Here is a 23676-nt window from a genome sequence, read left to right as displayed (position 1 = left end):
ATGCAAGCATCCAAACCCGTCCATATCCTCATCGCCGATGACGACCCCGATGACTGCCTGCTGCTCACCGAGGCATTTCGCGAGTGCAACGTCAAAAATCAGGTGCACTTCGTTCATGACGGCGAGCAGCTGATGGACTACCTGAATCATCGCACCCCCTTCGAGGACACGAATAAGTATCCGTTGCCGGGCTTTCTCCTGCTCGACCTCAACATGCCGCGCAAGGACGGACGCGAGGCCCTGGCGGAGATCAAGTCGGACCAACGCCTGCTCAGCATTCCGGTGGTCGTCCTGAGCACTTCGAGCAACAAGGAGGACGTCCTCGACAGCTACGAAAGCGGCGCCAACGCCTACCTCACCAAACCCAGCAGCTATTCCGAACTGCGCGAAGTCGCCCATACCCTGGGCCGCTACTGGCTCGAGCTGGCCGAACTGCCAGTGGTGCATCAGCACCGATGAATAGCCAACGCGCGCTACGGCTGCTGCTGATCGAGGACGACGAGGACGATTACCTCATCACCCGCGACCTGCTCGGCGACGTCAAACAACTGCAGTATCAGCTGGAATGGGTCAGCAGCTATGACCAGGCCCTGGAAACCATCCGGCGCCAGGAGCACGCGCTCTATCTGGTCGATTACCGCCTGGGAGCCGAAAGCGGCCTGGACCTGATTGCGGCGGCCCAGGCAGAGAACGTACAGGCCCCGTTCATCCTCCTCACCGGCCAGGGCGATGAAGAACTGGATGCCAATGCCATCGACATGGGCGCCGCCGACTATCTGGTCAAGGGCCAGTTCGACGGCCGAATGCTCGCCCGCAGCATTCGCTATGCCCTGAGCCGGGCAGAGTCGATGGGCGCGCTCAGCGATAGCGAAGCGCGTTACCGGCTCCTGTTTGAAGCCAGCCCGGAAGCGATCTATGTGGTTGATCAGGAAAGTCTAAGCTTCTTGGCAGTGAATCAGGCCATGGTCGATATTCATGGTTATTCGCGTGAAGAACTGCAGCATATGAGTGTGCTAGACATTCGCCCACCCTCTGAACGGCAACGACTTCTAGAGTCAGTTCAGACAGTGATTCAATCCGAGAAGTCCTGCAATGTTGGTACCTGGCAACATCAGCACAAGGATGGGCGTGAGATTTTCGTGGAGGCGCTCGTTCACAAGATTGAGTTCAATGAGGCGCCAGCTTTTCTCGCTGTTGCGCGAGATGTGACAGAAACACTAAGCGCTCGCAAGGAAGCCCAGCGCAAGGAGTCAGCATACCGCCAGTTGCTGACCGACAGCCGTGATGCCGTGCTGGTCGTGGATGGCGACAGTGCGGTGCACTACGCCAATCCTGCCGCGGAACAGCTGCTCGGGGGCAATCTCGACCAATTGCAGCGGCACGAGCTGGATATAGCGGTGGAACCGGGTCAACTTCGAGAGTGTCATCTGTCACTGGCAGATGGCAGGACCCTGGCAGTCGAAGTCCAGTGTTCCCAATCCGAATGGGACGGCCAACAGATGCGCCTGCTCTCGCTGCGAGATATCGGCGCACGTATCGAATCGGAAAAGCAGCTGCGCCTACTACGGCGCAGCCTGGAAGCCAGCTATAACGGCGCGTTGATTTGCGATGCCCAGGCCGACGACCTTCCGATCATTTACGCCAACCCGGCCTTCGAACGCATCACGGGCTACAGCGCCGCCGAAGTGCTCGGCCGGAACTGCCGTTTTCTGCAGGGTGAGGAGCGCGACCAGCCCAACATCGAGGACATTCGCCAGGGCATAAAGGACTATCGAGAAACCCATGTGGTCCTGCGCAATTTCCGCAAGGACGGCACCCCCTTCTGGAACGCCCTGTACATCGCCCCCGTACCCGACGAGCAAGGCAACATCACCCACTTCATCGGCATTCAGAACGATATCTCCGAACAGAAGAATTTCGAGGCGCAACTGGCCTACAACGCCAGTCATGACGTGCTCACCGGTCTGCCGAACCGCTCTCTGCTGGAAGATCGCCTGACCCAGGGCTGCCAGATCAGCCTGCGCTACCAGCGCAGCCTGGCGGTGATGTTCATCGACCTGGACGGCTTCAAGCCGATCAACGACAGCATGGGGCACAGTGCGGGCGACCAGATACTGGTCGAAGTCGCGCGGCGCATGAATCAGCAGGTTCGCCCCGGCGACACCGTCGCGCGGCTGGGTGGCGACGAATTCATCATCATCCTGCCGGACCTGGCCCGCGAAGAGGATGCCCTACTGGTCGCCGACCGGATCATTGCCAGCATCGCCCAGCCCTACAAGGTGGGCGGCATCGAAATGCACATCACCGCCAGCATCGGCATCACCCTGAGCGACGGCACCACCGAGCCGCCGAGTGCGTTGATCCAGCAGGCGGACCTGGCCATGTACAAGGCCAAGCAGCAGGGGCGCAACAATTACCAGTGGTACACCCAGGACCTCAACCAGCGGGTCAACGAGCGGGTCACCCTGCGCAACGAACTGCAGAAGGCCATCGAAGCCGAATCCTTCCAACTCTATTACCAGCCACAGATCGAGGGTCGCAGCGGCCGTGTCGTCGGCTACGAAGCGCTGCTGCGCTGGCAGCACAGCGACCTCGGTTACATCTCGCCGGCCCAGTTCGTACCCGTGGCCGAAGACACCGGCCAGATCATCCCGCTGAGCGAGTGGGTGCTCCGCACCGCTTGCCGCCAGGCTCGCGCCCTGCGCGACCAGGGTTGGGGCGGGATCGTGATGGCCGTGAATATCTCCCCGGTGCAGTTCCAGCGCGCCGGTTTCGTCGATACCGTACGCGCCGTGCTGGAGGAAACCGGTCTGCCTCCAGAGTTGCTCGAGCTTGAGCTGACCGAATCCGTACTGCTGGAGAACGCCGACCGCGCGATCTTCGTCCTGCATGCCCTCAAGGAGCTTGGCGTAAGCTTGGCGATCGACGATTTCGGTACCGGCTTCTCCAGCCTGAATTACCTCAAGCGCCTGCCGATCGACAAGATCAAGATCGATCGCTCCTTCGTGCAGGAAGTCATCAGCGACAGCACCGACGCGGCGATTTCCCTGGGCATCATCTCCATGGCCCATCACCTCAAGCTCAAGGTGGTCGCCGAAGGCGTCGAAACCGAGCCCCAATACGCCTTTCTGAAGAAAAACCACTGCGACGAGTTTCAGGGGTTCTACTTTGCCAAACCCATGCCGCTACCGCTGCTGGAAGAGTTCCTGCGGACCCAGCGAGAATGTGTGCAGGGGCGTTTGCCCGACGCCGCGAGGGATAGCAATGAACAGACCCTGCTGCTGCTCGACGACGAGGAGAACATCCTGCGCGCCTTGACCCGCGTGTTGCGCCGTGACGGTTACCGCATCCTCACGGCCAGCCGCGCCCAGGATGCCTTCGAGCTGCTGGCAAAGCACGATGTGCAGGTAATTCTCTCGGACCAGCGCATGCCGGAAATGAACGGCACCGAGTTCCTGAGCCGGGTCAAGGACCTCTACCCCAATACCATTCGCATCGTCCTGTCTGGCTACACCGATCTGAAATCGGTGACCGACGCGATCAACCAGGGCGCGATCTACAAGTTCCTCACCAAACCCTGGGATGACGAACAGTTGCGCGGCACCGTGACCCAGGCGTTTCAACACCACAGGTTGGGGCAGGACAAGGACCACAGTGCCGCGGCCCCGGACGAGCTGCCGTCTTGAGCAGTCGCGCCAGGACCGCAGATTCGATTGGCGCCGCGATAATTAGCGCGACATCCCCTTGAAGCCGATTTCATCCTCTTGCCCTTGCAGAGACGCCTGCGGCCAAGCGAGTCTGGCTGACTGCAACCGGTGCTAAAGCCCCATCTGCTTGGCGATGATCTCGTTCATGATCTCCCGCGAGCCTCCGCCGATGGAGAGGATGCGGCTGTCGCGGTACAGGCGCTCGACCAGACTTTCACGCATGTAGCCCATGCCGCCCAGGATCTGCACCGCGTCATGGGTCAGGCGGTCGGCAGTATCGGTGGCGAAATTCTTGGCCATGGAAATTTCCCTGATCACGCTCTGCCCCACCGCCATCTTCGCCGCCTGGCGGTAGGTAAACTCGCGGGACACCTCCAGCTGCGTGGCCATTTCGGCCAGGCGGTGCTTGAGCACCTGGAACTTGCCGATGGGTTTGCCGAACGCCTCACGCTCCCTGGCCCAGCGCAGCGATTCTTCCAACGCGAGCTCGGCGGTCATGTTGGCCATGATTGCCAGCGCCAGTCGCTCGCTCTGGAAGTTGGCCATGATGCAGGCGAAGCCGCCATGTTCGGCGCCGATCAGATTCTCGAGCGGTACCTCACAGTCGTCGAAGAACAGTTCGGCGGTATCGGAAGCCCACCATCCCATCTTCTTCAGCTTGCGCCCCACCGTGAAGCCGGGCGTCCCCTTCTCGATCAACAGCAGGCTGATCCCGCCGAAGCCCTCGCCACCCGTGCGTACCGCCACCGTGTAGTAGTCGGCGCGCACGCCGCTGGTGATGAACGTCTTGCTGCCGGTCACGCGGTAGCGGTCGCCAAGGCGTACTGCGCGGGTCTTCAGGTTGGCCACATCGGACCCACCGGACGGCTCGGTCACCGCCAGGGCCATGATCTTCTCACCGGCCAGCACCTGCGGCACCACCCGCTCACGCAGTGGCGCCTGGCCCCACTTGAGCAACGGCGGCACCCCTATATCCAGGGACCCGAGCCCAGCCACCAGACCGCCCGATCCACAGCGCATCATTGCTTCGCTGGCGGCCACCTTGGCGAACACATCGCCTTCATGACTGCCGCCGTAGCGTTCGGGATATCCGATGCCGAGAATGCCCGCGGCGCCGGCCTTGAGATAGAGCTCGCGGGGAAAGGCCTCCGCTTCTTCCCATTCATCGATATGCGGCAGGATCTCCCGCTCGACGAAGCGTTGTACCGAGTCGCGCACCAATTGGTGAGAGGGATCGAAGTACGCCTGCAAGGCCGCCATGGGCTGCTCCCGATAAGGTTTAATGGACCTTACCGAGCGCTTGCTTGGTATTCAAGGCGGGTGTTGTGCCAATTGTGCGGGCGATTGGGCGCAACAGAGAGCCGCGCGAAAGAAGTTGGCGCTGTGCCTACAACTGAATCGGACGACGCCCGGCCAGGGCATGGGCCAGGGTGCCGCCGTCGACCAACTCCAGCTCGCCGCCGAGCGGCATGCCATGGGCGATCCGCGAGGCGACCAGGCCCTTGTTGGCCAGTAGCTGAGCGATGTAGTGGGCGGTGGCCTCACCCTCAACCGTCGGGTTGGTGGCGAGTATCACTTCGCCGAAGCTGCCGGCATCCACCCGCGTCAGCAGTTCGGGTATGCCGATCGCCTCGGGGCCCAGGCCATCGAGAGGCGACAGGTGGCCCTTGAGCACGAAATAGCGGCCGCGGAAACCGGTCTGCTCCACCGCATAGACGTCCATCGGTCCCTCCACCACGCACAGCAGACTGTCGTCGCGGCGCGGATCGAGGCACAGGTGACACAGCTCGTCCTCACTGAGCGTACGGCACTGCTTGCAATGCCCCACCCCATCCATCGCCTGCGTCAGCGCCTGAGCCAGGCGCACCGCACCGCTGCGGTCACGCTCGAGCAGGTGCAAAGCCATGCGCTGGGCAGTCTTCTGCCCCACACCCGGCAGAATGCGCAAGGAGTCGATCAGGTGGCGGATCAGTGGGCTGAAGCTCATGGGGAAACTCGACAGTTGCAGGAGATTTGATCGAATGGCGCGCTCTAAGAGGCGTTCGTGGGAGCCGCCAAGCCACCTCGAGGCAGGCGCCAATCGCGAGCCCCTGCCTCGAAGAAGCCCTGCCCGCCAGCGACAACGGTTGCCGCGCCGGCGGCAGACGCCGGATCAGAACGGCATCTTGAAGCCCGGGGGCAGCTGCATGCCGGCGGTCATGCCGGACATCTTGTCCTGGCTGTTCTGCTCGACCTTGCGTACCGCGTCGTTCACCGCAGCGGCGATCAGGTCTTCGAGAATTTCCTTGTCTTCCTGCATCAGGCTGTCGTCCAGGCTGACGCGCTTGACGTCGTGGCGACCGGTCATCACCACGCTCACCAGGCCGGCACCGGATTGACCGGTTACCTCGGCGTTCGCCAGCTCTTCCTGCATCTTCTGCATCTTTTCCTGCATCTGCTGGGCCTGCTTCATCAGGCCGGCCATGCCACCTTTCATCATGGTGCTAGTCCTCGGTAATAGGGGTTGGAGTACGACATGTTCCGGGTCGAGGCGGTTGCCCATCCTAACCCTAGAACAGGCCCTAGGTATCTATGGGTTCGATACTGTCGGCACGAATGCTGGCGGCGAACTGCTGAATCATCTGCTGGATCAGCGGGTCGTTATGGATCGACGCCTCGGCATCACGCTGACGATTGGCACGCTTGCGCGCCGCCGCCTGCGCCGGGGTTTCCTGCTCAGGCTGCCGCAACTCGACCTGCAGCTTCAACTCGCGCCCGAGGTGCTGGTTCAAGGCGTCGTTCAGACGACGCTGCTGCGTGGCGTTGAATAGCGCGCTGTGCCCTGGATCCAGGTGCAGCAACCAGCTGTCGCCCTCGACCGCGATCAGGGTGCAGTTGGCGCCGATACTGCCGGTCATCCCGGACAGGCCAAGCTTGGGGAATAGCTCCAGCCACTCGGCCGCCAGGCCCGTAGCCGGCCTGGCCGCAGGAAGTGGCTCCGTCTCGACCGGCAGTGCCGGCGCCACCGACTCGAAGTCATAGTCGAAGGACTCGGCATCCATCTCGACATAGTCATAATCACCGGGCGGCGGCTCATCGTCGCGCTCGTCTGCGAAAGCTGGAAGCTCGTCGCGGGCCTCTTCGACGCTCGGCGCCGCCGTGACCGGACGCGCCTCAAGTGCCTCAGGTACCTCTGCCGCAGCCTTCGCAGGCACAGCGGGCGACTCGGCGGCGCCCTGTGGCCGTGACTCTTCCCAGGGCAGGTCGACGACGGGCGCCTGCGGCGCGTCCGCGACTGCCGGGGCCGGGACCGCGGCAAGCGGCTCAGGTACGGCTTCGGTTTCGCGCGGGCTCGGTGCTTCAGGCTCGGCTGGCACCATTGCAGCAGGCGGCGCAACAACCTGCGCAACAGGCGCCGGGATGGCCGTTGCTTCGATCTCCGCAGGCGGCGTGTTGCCGACCGGTGCAGGCATGGCTGCGCCGGCCACTGGGTTGATCCGGGGATCAGCAGTGGCCTGGCTAATCCCTAGCGGCTTTAGCGCCACCCTCGGCGCATCACCGGTATCCGCGGGGCGGAACGCCAGCATCCGCAGCAGCACCATCTCGAAGCCACCGCGCGGGTCCGGCGCGAGCGGCAAGTCGCGACGACCGATCAGGCCCATCTGGTAGTAGAACTGCACGTCTTCGGCCGGCAATGCCTGGGCCAGGGCCAGCACCCGGTCGCGATCGCCCTGGCCATTGTCCACCGCCTCGGGCAGCGCCTGAGCGATGGCAACGCGGTGCAGCACATTGAGGATTTCCGCCAGCACCCCGTTCCAGTCCGGCCCCTGCTCGGCAAGATGACGCACGGCATCGATCACCCCACGGGCATCGCCTTCCAGCAGCGCATGCAGCACGCCATACACCTGGCCATGATCCAGGGTGCCGAGCATGGCCCGCACATCGGCCGCCAATACCTTGCCCTCACCGAAGGCGATCGCCTGGTCGGTCAGGCTCATGGCGTCGCGCATGGAGCCATCGGCCGCGCGGCCGAGCAGCCACAGGGCGTCTTCCTCGAAGGGGATACTCTCCGCCCCCAGCACATGGGTAAGGTGCTCGACCACCCGCTCCGGCGGCATGTTCTTCAGGGAGAACTGCAGGCAGCGCGAGAGGATGGTCACCGGCAGCTTCTGCGGGTCGGTGGTGGCGAGGAGAAACTTGACGTGCGGCGGCGGCTCTTCCAGGGTCTTGAGCAAGGCATTGAACGAGTGCGAAGAAAGCATGTGCACTTCGTCGATCAGGTAGACCTTGAAGCGCCCGCGGCTCGGCGAATACTGCACGTTGTCCAGTAGCTCGCGGGTGTCTTCGACCTTGGTTCGGCTGGCGGCGTCGACTTCGATCAAGTCCACGAAACGGCCTTCGTCGATTTCCTTGCAGACCGAGCAAACGCCGCAAGGCGTCGAACTGATGCCGGTTTCGCAGTTCAGGCACTTGGCGATAATGCGCGCAATGGTGGTCTTGCCCACCCCGCGGGTGCCGGTGAACAGGTAGGCATGGTGCAGGCGCTGGCTATCGAGGGCGTTGATCAGCGCCTTGAGCACATGGGTCTGGCCGACCATTTCGCGAAACGAGCGCGGACGCCATTTGCGTGCAAGAACCTGATAACTCATCGAAACCCGTCACGAGAGGAAAGCATTGAAGTGGGCTAATGCTAACGGAGCATGGGGTAAATTGCATCCGATGCACAGCCTCCATTATCGCCAGATGACTCGCGAGCCCAGATAGTGCTGGCTAATAGTTGACCAGGCGGTTAATATCCACTCCGTTCGTACCACGCTGCAAGTCAATCTGGCCACCCGGCCACCTCGTTGGTTCCCCGGTAAAGAGCGCATACGCCCATCAGGCGATGCCGCCCAGCTCCCTACCCGACCCACCCTGCTGACTGATCAGGCCGTCTCGCTCCCGCGCAGACTCCAGCCTGCCTCCGAAGTACCGACCCGCTCTTGCCCCGAAAGCTCGGCGCCTGAACGTGCAACTTCGCTCCGCCCGGATTATCACTGCCAGCCGACGTGCCGGCACCCTGGAGCCTTATCTGCGCATTGATGCGCTCGCTAGTTTTTAGGAATTACCCAGAAAATGAACACTCAACAACAATTTCAGGCTGCCGTCCGCATCCTGTCCAGCGCATTTGCCCCGCATGATTGCCGCATTCTGGCGGCCCGCAAAGGCAGCTTTAGCTTTACCGTCGTCAACCAGGCCGGGATTGCCCAGCACAGCCAACGCCTCTACCCGGGCCAGTATGGCGACGAGTCGTTGCAGCGAGTCATTCAGCGTGCACGCCAGTCACTGGCGGCCTGAACGACGCAATGGCGCTGAACTAATCGCCAATGCTATGGTCAAACCTTGTCACCCTCAGGATGGAGTATTGGTCATGGACAACCCCAATCAACAATTCGTCGATCAGCTGTTTGCACCCCTGCGGGCCAATTTCGGCGCCCCCAGGCCAGACGGTAGCATTGTTCTGTCACTGCTCGACGAAAGTGACGCCACTGCCTACAGCCGGGTCCTCAACGCCACGCAAATGAGCGATCCACAGGCCTTCGCCCAGAGCCTGGAAGATATTCGCCTGGAACTGGCCGTACGTTCAGGCAGCATTCCGGCGGAGATGCGCAAGGCCCTGAAGGAACAGGACAGCGTGCTCAGCTACCACACTTCCTGAGGCATACGATCAAAGAAAGCCCCGCTCAGCCGGGGCTTTTTGTTGCGCGCACGAATGATGCGCGAGCTAAAGCGGCTTAAAGCTTAAGGATGTGGGAAAGAATAAATTAGAGAGGGTGCGAGTCGCCCGAACGGGCTAGAAACTGGAGGTGGACCCCACCAGCCACACCCCGGCACACAATGTCACCGCTGCGGCTGCTCCCTTCCGGGCCTGACCGGGTTCACGGCTGATCGTTGCGGGGGGACCGGCAGGGCCACCATAACGTTGCCCACCAGGCGGCGGGCCGCGCCATTGTACCGGCTTGTCTCGAACTTACAACCGCTTCAAGCACTTACAGCACAAAACTTCTCCAGAGCCACCGCTCGTAACAAGCAACCCCGCGCCCAACTTGCGAGCACCGCGATAGCGGCGGCGGCAAACAGCGTTCGAAGAACGCGCTGATGCCGATCGCAAACTGGGGCGCGATCCGTGAATACCCCTTTCCAGCGGTGCCAGCGGGGCGAATTCGCAGTACCCTGCGCGGGGCAGTTCAGCGCCACCTCTCAATTCAAGGAGCAACAACATGGCCATGACCAAAGACCAACTGATCAGCGACATTGCAGAAGCCATCGATACGCCGAGAGCCACCGTACGTGCGGCACTGGAGCAACTCAGCGAGATCGTCAGCGACGCCCTGGAAAACGGCGACGAGATCACCCTGCCCGGCATCGGCAAGCTGAAAGTCAGCGAACGCCCGGCCCGCACCGGCCGTAACCCGCAGACCGGCAAGGCGATCGAGATCGCCGCGAAGAAGGTGGTCAAGTATGTGCCGGCCAAGGCACTGAGCGACGCGATCAACTAAGCGGCCGACGCAAGGCCCGGGGGCCGGGGCTGCGGCGCCGCAGCGGTAACAGGTGGGCCGTCGCCAGCGGCCGGTCATTGCGCCGGCGGCTGTTCCGCTGGGACGACCGCAACCGAATCGGGACCGGCCCCCATCTGGCGAATGCGCCTGACCTGCTGAATCCGATTCAGGTTTTCCCACGCCGCGGCGTAATGCGCCGGCGACTGCTCGATCGCGCTGCGAAAGAACTGCTCGGCCACATCCAGCTTACCTTCCACCAAACAGATGTAGCCGACATCGTTACTGGCCTGGGCTCTATTCCCGATCTGCTCGAATGCGGAAAGCGCCTCTTCGTATCGCTCCATCCGCGCCAGCAACAACCCATAGTTACGCCACAAGGGCTGGTAAGAGGCATCGTAGTCGATACCACGCTGGTAGGTCCGCTCGGCTTCGGTCCACTGCCCGTCCAGGTAATAGGAGTAGCCCAGGCTATTCTGCACCAGCACCGAGCGCGGATCGATCAACAAGGCCAAGCGGTAATAGGCCTCGGACTGCAGGAAGTCATTGCGCAGGTCGGCAAGAACCCCCAGCCCGTTGTAGACCTTGAGCGGCGATTGGCTGTCCACCTTGAGTCCGGTCACATTCGCAGGATCAACGTCATCACCGTGTCCCTGGCGCCGCTGGTCCAGGGCCACCGCCTTGGATAGCAGCTTGACGGCGGCTTCATGGTTGCGCCCGGCCAGTTTCAAGAGCCCCTTCTCCGCCAGAGCATCGAGGTTCTCCGGATCGCTCGTCAGCACATCATCGAAGGCCAGCTCGGCGAGTTGAGCATTGCCGCGCTCGCGGTGGATACGACCGACCCAGACCAGCGCCACATAGCGCTTCGGGTCCAGCTCCAGGGCGTGCAGATACTGGAACAGCGACTGATCCAGATCGCCAGCCTGGTAGGCCATGGCGGCCATCTGCATGGCCTGATCGGGAGAGCTCGTCTGTTTTTTCACTTGGTAAAGCAGCGAATTGTCGCCCCTATAGATCGAACGACTATCGATCGTCGATTCCGGCCCCATGGTCTGACACCCCGACAGCACGGCCATCGTGCCCAACAGCAGTCCGATCCTTTTCATCTCATACCTTCCCGAAGACTTTGAGCACCCCGACGATGGCGGGGCCTATGGCCACCAGGAAAAAGCTCGGCCACAGGCACAAGATTAGTGGGAATACCAGCTTCGTGCCGATCTTCGCCGCCGTTTCCTCGGCTTTCTGGGTACGCCGGTCGCGAAACTCCTCGGCATAGATGCGCAGGGTCGCGGCGACGCTGGTGCCGAAGCGGATGCTTTGTGCCAGCAGGCTGACCAGTCCCCGGATGTCCTCCAGCCCGGTGCGCTCGGCCAGGTGCTTGAGCGCCTCGGTGCTCGGGATGCCGGCACGGACCTCGGCATTGACCAGGGCCAGCTCCACCGCCAGCTCCGGCTGGCTCACGGCCATCTCGTCGGCCACCCGTTCGATGGCCTGGGGCAGCGCCAGGCCCGACTCCACACACACCACCATCAAGTCCAGGGCATCGGGGAAGGCCACCAACAACCGCGTCATGCGCGCCTGCTTGCGCTTGTCTACATAGATGGCCGGTGCCAGCCAGCCGACCGCGGCGCCCCCCGCCACCAGGCCGACGCCCATCAGCAGGGACAGTTTGGGGATCAATGGCAACGCCAGCAGCGTCAGGCCTGTCAGCACCAGCGGTACCAGCAGGCGCACGGCCCAGTAGGTCTGCACCGCCGCAGGCGAGCGATAACCGGCATGCATCAGCAAAGTCCGCGTCGCCGAATCCCGCCCGTCCTCGGCGGAGGTGAAGCGCTGGCCGACCTGCTCCAGCATGAGCTGCAGGTTGCTCGGCGTCTCCTGCCCATCGCCCTCCCCGCCATGCCCGCGCTTGATCAGGGCCAGGCGACGCTGCAGCGGATCCTGCAAACCGATCACCAGCAGGCTCACGGCGACCAGGACGAGCACCACGCTCAGGCCAATGGCGCCGACGAACAGCAAGCGCGCCATTTCCTCGTTCTCTACTACTCGATTGAGCAGGCTTAGCAGATAGTCCATGACGAGCACCTCCCACGCTACCGCCAGCGGTTAGACTTGGATCCTGATGATCTTGCGGATCCAGAAGATCCCGATGAGCATGGCGACGAAGGCCGCCATCACCAGTTTTTGCCCTATCGGCTCCTTGATCAGCAGGGGCAGATAGGTCGGGCTAGAGATCACGATCGCCGCCGCCAGCACGAACGGCACGGCCACCAGCACCCAGGCCGACATGCGCCCCTCGGCCGACAGGGTCTTGACCTTGCGCTGGAAGCGGAAGCGGCCGCGGATCAGGCTGCTCAAGCGCTCCAGTACCTCGGTCAGGTTGCCTCCGGATTCACGGTGGATCAGCACCGAGGTCACCAGCATCATCACGGTCATGCTCGGCACCCGCTCGAGCAGACCGAGCATGGCCCGGCGCACGTCGTTGCCGTAGTTGATATCGGCGAAGGTCAGGCCGAACTCGTGGGCCACCGGCCCCTTGTGCTCCTCGGCCACCAGTTGCAGGGTCTCGTTGAACGGATGGCCGGCGCGCAAGGCACGGCACATCGCGTCCAGGGCATCCGGCAGGCCCTCCTCGAACTGGGCGAAACGCTTGCCTCGGTCACTGGCGATCTTCAGCACCGGCAACCAGCAAACAATCAGGGCAACCGGCAGCGCCAGCCACCAGAGCCGAGTGAACAACCACAGCAGCACGCCGACCGCCACGCCCAGCAGCAGCCCGAGCAACAGCACGCGGTAGGCACGGTAGCCGTGTCCGGCCTGCTCGATCATCTGCGCCAGGGCCTCCATGGCCGGCAACTGCTCCAGCCGGGCCTCCAGGGGCGACAGGCGCCGCAAGTATTTCTGCCGCAGCACCGTCTGCATGTTCGGCAGGTTGCTGGCATGCTCGAGCACATGCAGGCGCGACCTGATACGTTTGCGCACCTTTCCCGCTTCACCGAATACCGGCACCACCAGCCCCTGGCTGAGCAGGAACACCGCGGCGAACACCATGCCAAGGAAGGCCAGGATGAACTCGCTGGGAATCTGGTTCATGACTGAGCCTCCATCCATTCCGGGCGAAACAGATTGAGCGGTAGCTCGATGCCACGCTTGGCCAGCACATCGCGGAACGCCGGCACCATGCCGGTCGGCCGGTAATCGCCAAGCACTTCGCCCTGCTCGCCGATGCCACGGCGAACGAAGCCGAAGATCTCGGTCATCGTGATGATTTCGCCCTCCATGCCGTTGATCTCCTGCACGCTGACCAGGCGCCGCTTGCCGTCTTCCTGACGCTCCAACTGGATCACCACGTCTATGGCCGAGGCGATCTGCTGGCGCAGGGCCTTGATCGGAAAGGTCGCGCCGGTCATCGACACCATGTTCTCGATACGCCCCAGGGCATCACGCGCGGTATTGGCGTGGATGGTGGTCAGCGAGCCGTCGTGGCCAGTGTTCATCGCCGTGAGCATGTCCAGCGCCTCGGCGCCACGCACCTCGCCTATGACGATGCGGTCCGGGCGCATGCGCAGGCTGTTGCGCACCAGCTCACGCTGGTTGACCTCGCCACGACCTTCGATGTTCGGCGGCCGGGTTTCCAGGCGCACCACGTGCGGCTGCTGCAGTTGCAGTTCGGCCGAGTCCTCGATGGTGACGATGCGCTCGTTGTGCGGAATGAAGCTGGACAGGACGTTGAGCATGGTGGTCTTGCCGGTGCCGGTACCGCCGGATACGAGCACGTTCAGGCGTCCGCGCACGATGGCCTTGAGCACCAGGGCAATGGCCGGAGTCAGGGTGCCCATCTGCACCAGGCTCTCGGCATTGAGCAGGTCCACGGCGAAACGACGGATCGACATGCTCGGCCCATCGATGGCCAGCGGCGGGATGATCGCATTGACCCGCGAGCCGTCCTTCAGGCGCGCGTCCACCAGTGGCGAGGACTCGTCGATACGCCGGCCCAGGTTGGAAACGATACGATCGATGATGTTCAGCAGATGCTGATCGTCGCGAAAGCGCACATCGGTGCGCTGCAACTTGCCGTGGCGCTCGACATAGACCGAGGCGTGGCCATTGACCAGAATGTCCGACACGCTGTGATCGGCCAGCAGCGGCTCCAGCGGCCCGAGCCCGAGCACTTCGTCGGTAATCTGCTTGATGATCAGCTGGCGGCTGCTGACGCTCACCGGCGCCGAATGCTCGTCGAGCAGGCGCTGGCTCAGTTCTCGAATCTGCCGCCCGGCATCGGCGGGCTCGAGGGAGTCGAGCAGCGACAGGTCCATGACCTTGAGCAGCTGCTGATAGATCTTCTCCCGCCACTCGCTTTCCATCGGATTCAATCTGGACCTGGTCTCATAGAGGGTGTCCGGCGCGCTACCCTCCCAGGCCATAGGCGCCGCGGCGGTGCCGTCGGCGACAGCCTCCTGCGCACCTGCCTTCGAGTTCTTGGCGGGCTGCTGGCGCAGTCGATTACGAAATTCACTGAGCATGATCTATCCCCTGAACAGTCGGCCGAAGGTACGTTTCAGCAAACCCTGTTCGGCTGCCTTGGTGCCGAGCAGGGCCTGGCTCAGCTCGCGCATGCCGAGGGTCAGCGGCGCCCGCGGCGCATGCAGCTCCAGCGGCACCCCGGTGTTCTGGCTTTCGCTGACCACGGCATAGTCGTTGGGGAGCTTCTGCAGCTCCGTGCAACGCAGCGCCTCGGCGATGTCCTGCAGGCTGACCGGCGAGGCCTTGTCGTAGCGGTTGACCACCACCTGGAAGCGGTTGTTCTGCACCCCCAGTTCGTCGCGCATGATGCGCACCAGACGGGTGGCGTCCTTCAGGTGGCTGAGGCTTTGCTGCACCAGGATGTAGACCCGATCGGCCTGCTCCAGGGTGACGCCGGTGAGGTGGTCGATTTGCCGCGGCAGGTCCACCACCACCCAGTCGTAGGTACTGCGAGCCAGGCGCAGCAGGGCCTCCAACTGCTCCAGACGTACATCCTGGGCCAAGCACAACTCCCCGGCCCGCCCACCCAGCACATGCAGGTTCGGGCTGAAATGGCTGCAGAAGCCGCGCAAGGCGACGCTGTCCATCTCATCGATCTGCTGCATGACCTCCACATGGCTGTGCGCCGGCACCACATCCAGGCAGTGAGCGACGCTGCCGAACTGCAGGTCCAGATCCAGCAACAGGGTGCTGCCGCCCCGTGCGCTGAGCTGGTGGGCCAGGTTACAGGCCAGCAGGGTGGCGCCGGAGCCGCCCTTGGCATTCATCACCGCCACCAGTTTGCCGCCGCCCGCCTGCCCCGCCTGGGTCTCCTGAATCATCCGCTCCAGGGCGGCCAGCAACTCGTCGGCGGCCAGCGGCTCGGGCAGGAAGTCCCGGGCACCGGCCTGCATCGCCAGACGAATCCCCTCATGCTCCTCCAACGGGCCACAGATCAGGAACGGTGGTCGCTCCTGGGCCGGCCGCTGCAGCAGGGCGGCCAACTCCTCGCGCCAAAGGTGGCTGACTCGCAGTAGCAGGAAATCGGGCAACCGCTCCAGGCCGTACAGCGGGTCGGTATGGCCGTTGCTGACCAGCCGCGTGGTCACCTGCAGGCTGGGCAGGCGCTCGCTCAGGGTCTTCAGATGAGCCAGCGCCGCGGCGTCGCGACTACTGATCAGTAGCTGCTTTTTCTGCTTATCCGGCGCTCGGGTTGCCGCCGGAACTTCTCTCGATGTCAGCATGATGTGTCTCCACCCTCGCCATCTGAGCCGAGGCTTTCGCGGGGCAAGATCGCCCTGAATACCGGCAAGGTAATGTCGCCACCCAACGGTGGCGGGATCAACAAGGTGAAGGGAAAACTCTCGACACTCAGCTCAACGAAACGGATGGAACTCAGGTTGGCGGGATCACCGGGGTTGTTCACCACGGCGCCGTTCTCATCGAGGTAGGTCAGCGTCAGGTCGGAGGTTTGCAGGTTGGCGACCAGGCTGCTGGCGCTGCCGTCCCCCACGTCATTGAAGATCGCCCGCCGCTTCACTATCGTCTCGTCGCTGATGGCGCACACCGCCGCCAGCCGTGCGCCCCGGCGTACCACCTCGTCCAGGGCATTGACGGTGAACAGCAACCGGCCCATCTCCAGGATGCCGAACAGCAGGGTGAACAACAGCAGGCCGATGATGGCGAACTCCACCACATAGACGCCCTGCATACCTTTCTTGTTCATCACAGCGCCCTCATGACCACGGTGGAGTTCAGCGCGATGTTCAAGGGAATCGACGAACCGAAGAAGGTTGGCAGGGAGTTGCCGACCACCGGGCGAAAGGTGTAGGAGATGCTGACCCGCACATGTTCGGCGCCCACCGAGCTGACCTGTACGTCGCTCGGCGCCAGATTCGGCACCACCGATGCATAGCCGCGCGGATTGGCCGGCACACCGAAGACGGCGACGTTCTTGGTCCTGGTCTGCAGATCTCCGGTCAGATCGATCTGCCCGAGCGTTGCGTTCCAGGCCTGTCCGGCGACGTAACGTCCGGCGTCGCGGCTGGCTTGCAGCAGGTTGTTGTAGTGGTACAGCAGACGGCCGAACTCGCCGATAGCCAGCAACAGCAACAGCAGCAATGGCAAGGCGATCGCGAATTCCACCATGGCCACGCCACGCTGGCTATGAAGCGGTTTAGATTGCCTGCTGCTCATCGCACACCTCTCTTCAGGTTATGGTCCCGGCCCTCGGCCCTTGCAGGTCCCACGCATCCGGTCCTGCAGGCGCCGCTGCCTGCCCACCTAGGAATCGGGGCTCGGCGTCGAGGGCGTCAGATAGGTCTTGTACAGCTGGATGATCTTCGGCCCCACGTCATCCACCACGGGCCCCGGCACGCTATCGCCGGCGCAATCCATGACGAACTGGCCGAAGATCTGCGCCTGGTTGCCCTGCTGGCTGACGGTCTGCACCAGGAAGAAACAGCCGTAGCCCAATACCGGCACTGAGGTCTGCCCGCCCGAGGCACCATCGCAGTTGCCCACCACTATCTTCAGCAGGCGCCGCTCGAGCACGCCATTGGCCTCGCAGCCGCTGGGGCAGTTGGCGACGCTCTCCAGCCAGTCGTTGTAGTCGAGCAGATTCGTGCTGGCCGTCGCCAAGTCGCCGTCGTTCGAGGTGACCGGCTGGTTCTGGTGTTCCACCCGAGGCGGCGAGGTGCGATCGTTGTAGGTCATCCGTGGCGTGGTGAAACTGATCACCTTGTCCGGCGGATAGTCGCCGGGGCTGATCGGCCCGGAGTACTGGCCGAAGCGGGTGTTCAGCCCCTGGGCCACCGGGCCCACGGTATTGCCCGGCTCGGTTTCCACCGGCTCGCCCGGGGTCAGGCACTGATCTACGCCCCCGGCCAGGGCCTCGCGGATATCCGCAGCGCCGCTCATATCGTCCAGGCGAAGCAACTGGAAGTTGCCGGGACCGATCGCCGGGGCGTTTCCCGCCGCGCTCTTCAATACCTCCAGGTCGCCAAAGCGGTAGCCCCAGAACATGCCCGTACCCGGGTCGTACTGGTTCTCATCACCACAAACCAGCAAGGGCGCCAGATCGCAGGGGGCGGTCTGGCTCGGCCCGGCAGTGGCGATGGCCGCCACCGCCTTGTCGGCGAGACCGCCCGCGCCGAACGCCTGGGCGAACCCCCAGAAGAAGCCAGGCAACGCGTAGTCCGCCACCGTTACCCGCACGAAACGGGCATCCACCGGCCCGGGGAAGGCGAACGGCCCTTGGACATCGGTGGCCAACTCCACCTGCGCGAAAGCACCGACGCCGCCGGCCGCCGTGATGGCCGCCGCCAGCTCGCCGTTGCCACTGGCGTTGGCATTGAGCGACAGGGTGTTCAATGCGGCATCCCGCGTCTGACTGGACGCGTTACCGGTGCCCATGACCTGACTCAGGGTCTTGGCACCGCTGAGGGCCGCGGCGTCCACCGCGTTCTGCAGCCGCGCCTTGTTCAGCAGCATGTGCCCACCGTCCAGCGCCAGGGCGGACATCAGCAGCATGGATGCCAACGCCACCACGACCAGCACCATCACTGCGCCCTGCTGGCGGTGCGGCAACGCGGTGAAAGGCCGTTGCATACGGGGGTTCATGATCCGCCCCTCAGTTATTGATGTTGATCTGGATTGGCTGGCCGACCTGCTGCGCATCGCCGGTCACCCCGCGATAGCCATCCATGACCTTTTCCGTCAACGGGCCATCGGTGCCGGTCGCGGAGACCTCGGTACCGGGGGCAGCCGCCTGCTGCTTGTCGGCGATCTGCTGATAGTGGACGTCGTAGACCGTGCTGCCGAGCGGCCCTACCCGCCCCTCCTCATAGCTCATGCAACCGGCCAGGGCGAATGCCAGCGTGCACAGGGAAATCATGGTTTTCATCTTCGCTGCCTCCAATTATCCGATATCGCGGCGGCCTGCTTTGCAGGCACTCACCCGTCACCAGCAAGCGCTTGCTCCCTTAGCTGCTAATTCAGGTCATGGCCGAAACTGCCCTCGCTGACCCCTAGACTGACAGGCACCCGCCGCCCCAGTTGGCGTCCCTTGGTCTTGCCGAGCAGGTAGAAATCCAGGTCGCTCGGTTCGACGAACTTCTCGGTGGGCAGGCGCACGCTTCTGGCGTCTATCGGCTTGGCCAGATGCGGCGTCACCAGGATCACCAGCTCGGTTTCGCCATTGACGAACTCCTGGCTGCGAAACAGGTGGCCGAGCACCGGTATGTCGCCCAGGCCAGGAAAGCGGCTGACGAAGTCGCGGGTGTTCTCGCTGATCAGACCGGCGATGGCGATGGTCTGGCCGTTGCCCAGTTCCACGGTGGACTGCGCGCTGCGCTTGGTCAGTGCCGGCACCAACAATGAAGTCTCTACGGCGTCCCCCGTCTGCACCACCAGGCTATTGGCCGCCACCAGCTCGCTAACCGAGACATTCAGGTTGAGGTTGATGCGCCCGGAGTCGAGTACCACCGGGAGGAACTTGACCCCCACGCCGAACTCCTTGAACTCGATGGTGATGCCATCCTCGTCGGATACCGGGATGGGGAACTCGCCGCCGGAGATGAACTCCGCCTGCTGCCCGGTCAGGGTGGTCAGGGTCGGCTCCGCCAGCACCTTGGCCGAGCCGTTGTCCTTGGACGCCTCCAGCACCACGTTGAAGAGGAATTCGTCCGAGAGGAACTGGGCGAAGATGCCCTTGCCGCTACCGATAAGGCTGGTCGGGTCGGGAATGATAAACCCGTCGTTCAGCGGATCGGGAACCAGGCCGATCGGGATGCCGCCAGGCCCGACTCCGCCGTTGAAGCCACCACCGGACCAACGGCTGGAAGAGCCGAAGTCCAGCGCATTGAAGCGCACGTTTAGGCTCTTGACCAGGCTGCGCTGCATCTCCGCCACCTTGACCTCCAGCATCACCTGCTGGCTGCCGCCGACGGTCAACAGATTGATCACTTCCAGCGACTGGGTGGGCGCCGCGGCGGCTGCCTCACCCTCGCCCTGGACCACGCTGGCGGTCTGCGCGGTGTAGGTCTTGGCCAGCTTGACCGCGGTATCCGCCACCGCCGCGCTGCTCACCTGGCCGCGCAGCACCAGCGCGCCCTGGGCGCTGAACACCTCGATGCGCTCGTTGGGCATCAGTTGATGCAGCTTGCCCTTCAACCCACCGAGGTCGTGCACCACCTCGAGGTCGAGGCTGTCGATCAGGCGGTTCCTGCCATCCCAGAGCAGCACGTTGGTGCTGCCCAGGGAACGTCCGAGCAGGTAGACCTCGGAGGGGCTGGTAATCAGGATGTCGGCGATCTCCGGGTTGCCCACCGAGACCTTCTTGACCGGTGCGCGGGTGGTGAGTATCCGCGACTTGTAGATCGGCACCTGGACGTTGCTGGTGTTGGCCGCCGGCATGGCTGCTACCCCAGGCGACGTTTCCGCCGCCATCAGGGGCACGAGCGGCGAGCAGGTACCGAGCAGCGCCAACGCGCAAGCGATTTTCCGAATGCTTTGCATGTCCTTCTCCTTGCCTGAAAGGTCTTTTGCTCGACCACGTCCGAAGGCTAGTCGGCCATGTGCCAGTGGCAAACAACGCCTAGAGATGCACCTTGGCCACCTTCACCTCGGTGCCACGAATGATGGTCACGCCTCCGCCGCCGGAGCTGCGCCGCACCACGCGCTTCACCGGGGCCGGACTAGGTGCCGGCGCCGGCGCCGCAGCCACCGCCGGCTTCTCGACGGCCTCCGGTTTCTTCTCGTTGTTAAGCGGGTTGCGCAGGGCCAGTTGCAGCTTGCCTTCGGTCTGCGCCTTGACCAGCACCTCGGCCTCCTCGCTGGTCATCTCCAGCGTCACCGCGCGCACCACCACCGGCTGGGTCTCGTCGGTGCTGGCGGTCTGGTCGACCGCCAGCACCCGCAGGTCTTCGAGGATGGTCTTCGACTCGGCGCTGCTGTTATTGCCGACCTTGCGCGTGGCCAGGACATCGACCCGGTTGCCCGGCAACAGGAAGCCGCCGACCCCGACCACATCGTCGACCCGCACCGAGATGGCGCGCTTGTTCGACTCGATCAGCGAGGCCAGGGTGCTGCCGCCCAAGTGCTCGGCCAGCCGCGCACCGCGCACTATGTCGCCGCGCAGCATGCCGAAGGTGGCGATCTTGCCCACCACCTTGTCGGGGGCGTCGAAGGCATCGTCCGGCGCCGCGCCCTTGGGCATGGGTACCAGGGTCACGTGCTGGGCCTCGACCATCTGGCCGAAGGGTATCTCCACGGTGGCCACCACCACGTTCTGCAGGTTGTCGTCCGGGCTGGCGTTCAGCCGGGCGCTGAGCCAGTTGTTGGCCATCCACGCCGCGCCTAGGCCGAGCACCAGGGAAAGAGCCACCAGGGTAAGAGTTCGCGCACTCATGTCAGTATCTCCTTAGCCGAGAAAGTCGAGCTGGACGAAGTAGTTGCGCCAGGCCCACTCCAGTTCGCCTGGCGACAGCGGGCCGGCGCCGTCTTGGTAACGCTGGCGATCCAGCGCCATGCCGAGCAGGTCGCGGGGGTGGCAGGGCACCAGCGGCATACCCTCGACCTCGTACAAGCCCTGCAGTACGAAGCCCAGCAATGCCTCGTCGTAGGCGATGCCCAGGCGCTCGCACTCCTGCCGCCAGATGCGCGTGTATTGATCGGGCGTGAGGTAGTCGAAGTGCAGCTTGTAGCCGATGCGTCGCAGGAAGGCCTCGTCGGCCAGCTCCAGCGGGTTGAGGTTGGTCGAGAACACCAGGATGAGGTCGAAGGGCAGCTCGCAGTGGCGGCCGCCGCCGAGGTTGAGGAAGTCGCGCTTCTCCTCCATCGGCACTATCCAGCGGTTGAGCAGCTGCGCCGGCTCGACGCGCTGGCGACCCATGTCGTCGATGATGAACAGGCCGTTGCTGGCCTTCAGCTGCAACGGCGCCTGGTATTGACGGCTGAAGGCGTCGTAGCGGATGTCCAATTGCTCCATGCTCAGTTCGCCGCCGGTGATCACCACCGGTCGCTTGCAGCACAGCAAGCGGCGATCGATGCCCTGGTTGAGCATCAGGTTCTTTTGCTGGCCCTGGTCCTCCAGTCGCTGATGCACCTGAGGGTCGTAGATCTCCACCACCGCCTCGTTGATCGCGATGGCATGGGGCACCCAGACCGCCTCGGCGAACAGCCCGATCAGCCGCGAGCTGATATAGGTCTTGCCGGTACCCGCCGGGCCATAGATCATCACGGCCCGCCCGGAATTCATCGCCGCCCCCAGTTGATCGAGCATGGCCTGCGACAGCACCACCTCGGCGAAGGCCGCGTGCATATCGTTGGCGGTGATACGACCGTGGTGGATGGTCTGCAGCTTGAGCAGGGAGCGGTAGCTGCTCACCGGGTAGGGGGCCGCGCCGATATAGCCGCTGCGGGCCAGGGCGTCGCGGGCACTGCTGCGACCGCGCTCGGTCAGGCCGTAGCGCAGCGCCTGGCCACCGGATTGCCCCAGCACTTCGATGCGACCATCCTTGCGCAGGAAGCCGAGCAGCTCTTCGAGCACCGAACCGGTCAGCGCCAGGCGCTCCACCAGCCGCGGCATATCCAGCACGCCGGCATCGTGCAGGTGCTTGCACACCAGGTCACCGAGGAAGTTCTCTGCCAGGCCGGTCTCGCGCACCGTCCGCGGTTGCGGGGCCAGGCGCTGCACCGCCTCGCGCTGACTGGGGTAGGCGTCGCTGTCGCTGATGGCGTACATGGTTGGCCTCCCGGGTTATCAAACGAAATACTGCAAGTACAGGCAGGTCAGCGTGCCCAACAGAATCGCCAGCGAATAAGGAAAGGGTTTGCCGGCCACCTCGTCTGCCGCCGGGGCAAAGTAGGCCCGGGCCCTGAGCATCAGCCAGTAACGCGAAAAGGTCATCGGCAACTGCCCGCGCACCAGCACGATCAGGAAGCCGCACAGGCCGCCGACGATCAGGCTGAAGAATGCAGCCCAGAGCGCGCCATTCGGCGTCAGAAAAGCACCGACCATGGCCATCAGCTTGACGTCACCGGCGGCCATGCCGCCCAGGGCGTAAAGCGGAAGAAGCACGCCGAAGCCGATCAACAGGCCCAAGGCGCCATCGCCCAGACCACCGAATCCATCCGAATAAGCCTGGCCGGCCAGCCCCAGTGCGAGGCCCAGCACGATTAGCAAGTTGGGAATGCGGTGGCGACGCAAGTCGCTCGCCACCGCTATGCCCAGCAGCCCTAGTAGCACAATGACGGGGACCATCTGCTCTATGGACATCGCTGCATCTCTCTTGGGATTTATTGTTGTATCAGCAAGTCCCAGCAAGAACGGCGTTGCAGAGAGCAACGATCCGGGTGTTCACCGCACCACCCAGACCAGTGAACGCGAGTACAACCGCCACCGTGATCAACCCACCCGCCACCGCATACTCCACGATGGTCAGACCCTCTTCGTCTTTGACGAACTTCATCACCGAAGTCTTAATTGCTTGAAAAGTCATTTCGCCCACCTCACTAGAAAGTTGTTCTTCCAGGAAACCGGCGGCACTTCTTGCCCCGCCTGACTCGAACCCTAGTAAGGGTATAGCCCGAGGGTTAGAAGACTTTTGCCGAACACTAGGACTATTTTGCGGCGCAAGCGAAACGGCTCGCCGAATCTCGGTACCTAGAAGCACGCGGAAAAAGCCGTTGCACGGAAGGGACTTGCCAATACTTCCCAAGAAGATTCGCAAGCGGCGAAGCAATCCGAAAAAGTTCGGACTCGCCAGACAGAGGAGAGCCGCACAGCCATTGGCTCGAGCCTGTATACAGAACCCGAAAGTCTAAGAAGGCTGCGCTTTATCGAGAGTTGATCTTTCCAGTACTGGCATTCTGGCAATACTTCGAAGTGTGGACACAACTAAGGCGCAGAGCTAAGAAAAGATGTCTAACTCGGCCACCAAGCCATTCTT

23 protein-coding genes and 1 other RNA gene are annotated in these 23676 nt (G+C 63.4%); 5 read left to right on the top strand and 19 right to left on the bottom strand.

Annotation, left to right across the window (positions count from 1 at the left end; all coding sequences use genetic code 11):
• Both KDW96_RS21760 and KDW96_RS21755 read left to right on the top strand, forming a co-directional pair.
• Positions 1-459 (top strand): response regulator, encoded by a 459-nt coding sequence (locus KDW96_RS21760; protein WP_255838289.1) that lies wholly within the window; start codon positions 1-3, stop codon positions 457-459.
• Complete coding sequence (locus KDW96_RS21755; RefSeq protein ID WP_255838288.1) at positions 456-3686, top strand: EAL domain-containing protein; 3231 nt, start codon at positions 456-458, stop codon at positions 3684-3686. Before KDW96_RS21760 ends, KDW96_RS21755 begins: the two co-directional genes overlap by 4 nt.
• A gap of 132 nt (positions 3687-3818) precedes the next feature.
• On the opposite strand, the gene KDW96_RS21750 is transcribed toward KDW96_RS21755, so the two are convergent.
• The 4 genes from KDW96_RS21750 to dnaX form a co-directional block, all read right to left on the bottom strand.
• Positions 3819-4967 (bottom strand): acyl-CoA dehydrogenase family protein, encoded by a 1149-nt coding sequence (locus KDW96_RS21750; protein ID WP_255838287.1) that lies wholly within the window; start codon positions 4965-4967, stop codon positions 3819-3821.
• Between the two features lie 127 nt (positions 4968-5094).
• The gene (recR, locus tag KDW96_RS21745; RefSeq protein ID WP_255838286.1) at positions 5095-5694 is read right to left on the bottom strand and encodes a recombination mediator RecR; all 600 of its coding nucleotides are present in this window, start codon (positions 5692-5694) and stop codon (positions 5095-5097) included.
• A gap of 165 nt (positions 5695-5859) precedes the next feature.
• Complete coding sequence (locus tag KDW96_RS21740; RefSeq protein ID WP_090385942.1) at positions 5860-6186, bottom strand: YbaB/EbfC family nucleoid-associated protein; 327 nt, start codon at positions 6184-6186, stop codon at positions 5860-5862.
• Positions 6187-6268: 82 nt separating this feature from the next.
• Positions 6269-8335 carry a DNA polymerase III subunit gamma/tau gene (dnaX, locus tag KDW96_RS21735; protein WP_255838285.1) on the bottom strand — a complete coding sequence of 689 codons (2067 nt, stop codon included), beginning with the start codon at positions 8333-8335 and terminating at the stop codon, positions 6269-6271.
• Between the two features lie 466 nt (positions 8336-8801).
• Here dnaX and KDW96_RS21730 point away from each other — a divergent pair, with 466 nt between their 5' ends.
• On the top strand, positions 8802-9023 hold the full coding sequence (locus KDW96_RS21730) for a hypothetical protein (protein ID WP_255838284.1): 222 nt from the start codon (positions 8802-8804) through the stop codon (positions 9021-9023).
• A 73-nt stretch (positions 9024-9096) separates the two neighbouring features.
• Positions 9097-9384 (top strand): DUF3509 domain-containing protein, encoded by a 288-nt coding sequence (locus KDW96_RS21725; RefSeq protein WP_255838283.1) that lies wholly within the window; start codon positions 9097-9099, stop codon positions 9382-9384.
• Between the two features lie 153 nt (positions 9385-9537).
• On the opposite strand, the gene ffs is transcribed toward KDW96_RS21725, so the two are convergent.
• Positions 9538-9634: signal recognition particle sRNA small type (gene ffs, locus KDW96_RS21720), an RNA gene on the bottom strand.
• 312 nt (positions 9635-9946) lie between these two features.
• On the opposite strand from ffs, the gene KDW96_RS21715 reads away from it, so the two are divergent.
• Positions 9947-10225, top strand: a complete 279-nt coding sequence (locus KDW96_RS21715; protein WP_255838282.1) for an HU family DNA-binding protein — start codon at positions 9947-9949, stop codon at positions 10223-10225.
• A 74-nt stretch (positions 10226-10299) separates the two neighbouring features.
• On the opposite strand, the gene KDW96_RS21710 is transcribed toward KDW96_RS21715, so the two are convergent.
• The 14 genes from KDW96_RS21710 to KDW96_RS21645 all read right to left on the bottom strand — a co-directional run bounded on the left by KDW96_RS21710 (position 10300) and on the right by KDW96_RS21645 (position 23226).
• On the bottom strand, positions 10300-11328 hold the full coding sequence (locus KDW96_RS21710; protein WP_255838281.1) for a tetratricopeptide repeat protein: 1029 nt from the start codon (positions 11326-11328) through the stop codon (positions 10300-10302).
• A gap of 1 nt (position 11329) precedes the next feature.
• Positions 11330-12298 (bottom strand): type II secretion system F family protein, encoded by a 969-nt coding sequence (locus KDW96_RS21705; protein ID WP_255838280.1) that lies wholly within the window; start codon positions 12296-12298, stop codon positions 11330-11332.
• A 30-nt stretch (positions 12299-12328) separates the two neighbouring features.
• Positions 12329-13315: a type II secretion system F family protein gene (locus KDW96_RS21700; protein WP_255838279.1), complete on the bottom strand. Its 987-nt coding sequence runs from the start codon at positions 13313-13315 to the stop codon at positions 12329-12331.
• On the bottom strand, positions 13312-14745 hold the full coding sequence (locus KDW96_RS21695; RefSeq protein WP_255838278.1) for a TadA family conjugal transfer-associated ATPase: 1434 nt from the start codon (positions 14743-14745) through the stop codon (positions 13312-13314). Before KDW96_RS21695 ends, KDW96_RS21700 begins: the two co-directional genes overlap by 4 nt.
• 3 nt (positions 14746-14748) lie before the next feature.
• Entirely contained in the window at positions 14749-15969 is a 1221-nt protein-coding gene (locus KDW96_RS21690; protein WP_255838277.1) for an AAA family ATPase, read from the bottom strand.
• Positions 15963-16451 (bottom strand): TadE/TadG family type IV pilus assembly protein, encoded by a 489-nt coding sequence (locus KDW96_RS21685; protein WP_255838276.1) that lies wholly within the window; start codon positions 16449-16451, stop codon positions 15963-15965. The genes KDW96_RS21690 and KDW96_RS21685 overlap by 7 nt, the downstream gene beginning before the upstream one ends.
• Positions 16451-16921 carry a TadE/TadG family type IV pilus assembly protein gene (locus KDW96_RS21680; protein WP_255838275.1) on the bottom strand — a complete coding sequence of 157 codons (471 nt, stop codon included), beginning with the start codon at positions 16919-16921 and terminating at the stop codon, positions 16451-16453. The genes KDW96_RS21685 and KDW96_RS21680 overlap by 1 nt, the downstream gene beginning before the upstream one ends.
• A gap of 87 nt (positions 16922-17008) precedes the next feature.
• Complete coding sequence (locus KDW96_RS21675; protein ID WP_255840592.1) at positions 17009-18349, bottom strand: pilus assembly protein TadG-related protein; 1341 nt, start codon at positions 18347-18349, stop codon at positions 17009-17011.
• 7 nt (positions 18350-18356) lie between these two features.
• Positions 18357-18629, bottom strand: coding sequence for a hypothetical protein (locus KDW96_RS21670; RefSeq protein ID WP_255838274.1), 273 nt, complete (start codon positions 18627-18629; stop codon positions 18357-18359).
• 86 nt (positions 18630-18715) lie between these two features.
• Positions 18716-20242 (bottom strand): type II and III secretion system protein family protein, encoded by a 1527-nt coding sequence (locus KDW96_RS21665; RefSeq protein ID WP_255838273.1) that lies wholly within the window; start codon positions 20240-20242, stop codon positions 18716-18718.
• Between the two features lie 79 nt (positions 20243-20321).
• The gene (gene cpaB, locus KDW96_RS21660; RefSeq protein ID WP_255838272.1) at positions 20322-21134 is read right to left on the bottom strand and encodes a Flp pilus assembly protein CpaB; all 813 of its coding nucleotides are present in this window, start codon (positions 21132-21134) and stop codon (positions 20322-20324) included.
• Positions 21135-21146: 12 nt separating this feature from the next.
• The gene (locus KDW96_RS21655) at positions 21147-22469 is read right to left on the bottom strand and encodes a DUF8689 domain-containing protein (RefSeq protein ID WP_255838270.1); all 1323 of its coding nucleotides are present in this window, start codon (positions 22467-22469) and stop codon (positions 21147-21149) included.
• Positions 22470-22487: 18 nt separating this feature from the next.
• Entirely contained in the window at positions 22488-23003 is a 516-nt protein-coding gene (locus tag KDW96_RS21650; protein ID WP_255838269.1) for an A24 family peptidase, read from the bottom strand.
• 31 nt (positions 23004-23034) lie between these two features.
• Positions 23035-23226 (bottom strand): Flp family type IVb pilin, encoded by a 192-nt coding sequence (locus KDW96_RS21645; RefSeq protein WP_255838268.1) that lies wholly within the window; start codon positions 23224-23226, stop codon positions 23035-23037.
• Positions 23227-23676: the final 450 nt, after the last annotated feature.

This window comes from Pseudomonas benzenivorans, assembly GCF_024397895.1.
In the GTDB taxonomy this organism is placed as follows: Bacteria; Pseudomonadota; Gammaproteobacteria; order Pseudomonadales; family Pseudomonadaceae; genus Aquipseudomonas; species Aquipseudomonas benzenivorans_A.
Note: the sequence above shows the minus strand (reverse complement) of the source record. Positions and strands in the feature narration are given on the sequence as shown.